The organism is Mycobacterium sp., from assembly GCF_050701675.1.
Lineage (GTDB): Bacteria > Actinomycetota > Actinomycetes > Mycobacteriales > Mycobacteriaceae > Mycobacterium.
In genome coordinates, this window is record NZ_JBOGDD010000509.1 from 1 (window position 1) to 2,136 (window position 2,136).

A 2,136-nucleotide genomic window follows, 5' to 3' on the forward strand; every position below is an offset into this window, starting at 1 on the left:
TATTGCCCGCCACACCGATACGACCCCTGTCGAGCAATAGGCGCAAACCGACGTCTGCTCGCCGCGGCGGTGTTGACGACCCGTTAAGACTGGCGATTGGCGGGGGTGTGCGCTAGCCGCTGCAGCACCCGGTTGTTGGCTCCAGAGCCCCTCAATCAACAAGATGGTCGCTTCAAAGCTCAGGAGCAGCCGTTCCGTCGGTCTCTGCGCAGAGAATTGCCGCTAGCCCTTGAACACTCCGCTGACAATGCGAGCGCTGGTGAATGCGGCGAACATCTCATCACCGGGTAGTTCAAAACCGTTGGCGGCGTACGCCTTTTCGAGCGACTGCGACACCACCTGCCAGCCACACGTCGTCAGGTAATCGACGACGGGACTGCGCCGGCCGTGGTAAACGAGTTCGGATAGCTCCGTATCGAAGCCGAACCGGCGGAAGCCGTCCGTCACGCCCCGGGACCGATCGTCGGAGAAGGCCGAAGCATCGGGAAGGTACTCGGTGGCCAGATAGCTGCCCGGTGCGCTGAGTCGGGTGATGTTGTCGAACAATTGGTCCTGGGCCGACATCGCCACCCACGGCAGGCACCAGAGGCTCTGCATACGGGTCGTCGATCAGCGGATCCGGACCTCGTGACGCGGCTGGTGTTATGCCAGTACACCCAGCCCAGAGTGGCAAGCTCGACGTCTTCGACGGTCTTCCAGGGGCCGGTGCCTCCACGGATACCTCGCCGACATCCCACCCACCGAATTCGAAGCCGCGTTCTGCGATGCACAAAGGACCGACCAACCCCTGGTCGACATCCAATAAACGAGCCTCCGGGAAAGCCAGGGCGATTCATCACCCACAACCTGGCGCACGAAACGGAGCGCATGTGGCGCAGCTTCGCGGAGCCCCCAATGGGGTATGAGCCTTGGCATGGATCAAGGACAGACTCCTCTGCTCGATGCGCTGTTGGACTACCGCCGATCAGGTCGTTATGGATTCACTCCGCCGGGCCATCGTCAGGGGCGAGGCACTGACGCCCGCGTGCTGGACGTCCTAGGCCTCGAACCGTTCCGCGATGACGTGCTGGCCAGCGGCGGGCTCGACGACCGGCGAATGAGCAACGGGTATTTGCGGCGGGCGGAGGACCTGATGGCCGACGCTGTCGGCGCCGACGTGGCGTGGTTTTCGACGTGCGGGAGTTCATTGTCGGTCAAGGCGGCGATGATGGCCGTTGCCGGTGGGGACGGCGGCCTGCTCCTGGGCCGTGACAGTCACAAGTCAATCGTCGCCGGGCTCGTCTTCTCTGGACTACAAGCTCGATGGATCACCCCGCGTTGGGACGCCGAGCATCACTTTTCGCACCCTCCGTCACCTCAACAGGTTGCCGAGGCGTGGGATCGGCATCCGGATGCGTCCGGCGCGTTGATCGTGAGCCCGAGCCCGTACGGCACCTGTGCGGATTTACATGGAATCGCCGACGTGTGCCACGCGCGCGGGAAACCGCTCATCGTCGATGAGGCGTGGGGCGCGCATCTGCCCTTTCATGACGACCTGCCTACGTGGGCAATGGATGCGGGGGCCGACGTATGCGTCGTGAGCGTGCACAAGATGGGCGCGGGGTTCGAGCAGGGATCAGTGTTCCACCTGCAGGGTGACTTGGTGGATCAGGACCGCTTGTCGGCGTGCGCAGACCTCTTGATGACCACCAGCCCGAACGTTCTGGTGTACTCGGCGATCGACGGGTGGCGCCGTCAGATGGTGGAGCGCGGCAGGGATCTGCTCGGCGGCACGCTCGAGTTGGCGCACGGTCTGCGCACTGACATCGAGCGGATCGACGGCCTTGAGGTACTCGACGACGAGTTGCTGGGGGTGCAGGCCTCTCACGATCTGGACCGCATGCAGGTGCTGATCGACGTGTCGGGGACGGGAACGTCTGGCTACCAAGCAGCGGATTGGCTTCGACAGCACCAGCAGGTCGACGTCGGTATGAGCGATCACCGCCGCATCCTTGCCACGCTGTCCTTCGCCGACGACGCCGACAGCGCGCAGCGGCTCCTCGACGCGCTGCTTGCATGGCGGCATGCCGCCGCTGATTTCGCTGCGCCGCAACCAATTCGATTACCTGATCCCGCGGAGTTGCAACTGAGTACCGT

The 2,136-nt window shown here is 63.9% G+C and carries 2 protein-coding genes; one reads left to right on the forward strand and one right to left on the reverse strand.

The genetic code is table 11. The features are described from left to right. Positions 1-222: 222 nt before the first annotated feature. A complete protein-coding gene (locus ACRDUX_RS15260) occupies positions 223-597 on the reverse strand; it encodes a hypothetical protein (protein ID WP_526414860.1) in 375 nt (124 codons plus the stop codon). A 316-nt stretch (positions 598-913) separates the two neighbouring features. Here ACRDUX_RS15260 and ACRDUX_RS15265 point away from each other — a divergent pair. Continuing rightward, positions 914-2,136, forward strand: a 1,223-nt coding sequence (locus ACRDUX_RS15265) for an aminotransferase class I/II-fold pyridoxal phosphate-dependent enzyme (protein ID WP_526414859.1), incomplete at its 3' end; no start/stop codon positions are given.